Consider the following 1,118-nt stretch of genomic DNA (forward strand, 5'->3'; position numbering starts at 1 on the left):
CATACGGTCGATACGTCTTCTTGCTCATGCTGAAGACATTGGACACCGAACCCTTTTGCTCCTACAGAACTGGCTTACTCAGACAGGCTCCTAGGAGATCGCCAGTGGCATCGAGGACTGCAACCGGACGACGCAGTACGTGGAACCATACAACGGGAGCCTGGCGAAGTGTTCCTCCGCCTCGCGGACGGGGACCGTGCAACTCCCACTGAAGTCCGGGTGGGCCTGAACCATGTCGGCCGCGGTCAAGTCCCTCTACGGCGTGAGAGCGAGTACGCCATCGATACCGGGTTGCGGAAATGAGCGAAAATGGTATACTAACCTGACGATAGAGTTCCTACGAAGATGGGCAGGGTGGTTGATGTCCAGCATGAGGCGAACGATTCTGTTGTTGGTGGTATCTGCTCTCTTGGTGGGCTGCAGCGCTCGGGCCAACCTAACGCAACTTCCGGACGCGGTCACATTTACACCGATTACGGAGGCGACCGACTTCAACATAGATGCGGAACTGGTCCTGCAGCCTCATCCTGAACTGCCCAATAGTTGGCAGGGAAGCATGACCTTCAGGTTCGTATCCTTAGTAGATGAAGATCTCCACAACGTGAGGGTCGCCATTTTCTATCCCGAACAGATGGTCGAAGTGTTGCTCATTCCGGAGGAGACTTTGGTCCTTCCTCCCAGTGGCCGCCGCTTTGATGTGACTCCGGAACGACCCGAGTGGCGGTTCACACATACTGTAGCTGCATTCGACTGGGAGCAGCTAGGCGAAGTGAAGGCTGCCATCTTGAACCCAATCCGGCTACGCATCGTCTGGGACGGCGCCGAGCGGTTCCTTGAGATCCCGCCGTCGGAGATTGCAGTTCGCGAACCAAACGGGTGAGAGACTGATCAGAAAGCCCCCTGAGGGAGTGTAGAGTCGACGAGGTAGGGAGCTAGGCCCCCTACCTCGTCGCTTGTGTGCAAATAGCCTAGACGCCAACGGTGCTCCCACCTACCGTGTCAACGGCAACGTGGATTTGGGTCTTCGCCAAGTTTGGTGCAGGCAACGGTGACAAGGCGTCGTAGGATCAACCGACGATAATCCCTGCGGCGCTGACATGCACGTGCCTAAGAAGCTC

1 protein-coding gene is annotated in these 1,118 nt (G+C 56.9%); it reads left to right on the forward strand.

Annotated elements, in window-relative coordinates; translation table 11 throughout:
- Nucleotides 1-370 precede the first annotated feature (370 nt).
- On the forward strand, nt 371-880 hold the full coding sequence (locus J2Z79_RS18145; RefSeq protein ID WP_209468312.1) for a hypothetical protein: 510 nt from the start codon (nt 371-373) through the stop codon (nt 878-880).
- Nucleotides 881-1,118 lie beyond the last annotated feature (238 nt).

This window comes from Symbiobacterium terraclitae (genome assembly GCF_017874315.1).
Lineage (GTDB): Bacteria > Bacillota > Sulfobacillia > Symbiobacteriales > Symbiobacteriaceae > Symbiobacterium > Symbiobacterium terraclitae.

What these genes read in the sequence shown, in the direction of transcription:
- J2Z79_RS18145 (WP_209468312.1), top strand. Translation starts at nt 371, where the DNA reads ATGAGGCGAACGATTCTGTTGTTGGTGGTATCTGCTCTCTTGGTGGGC.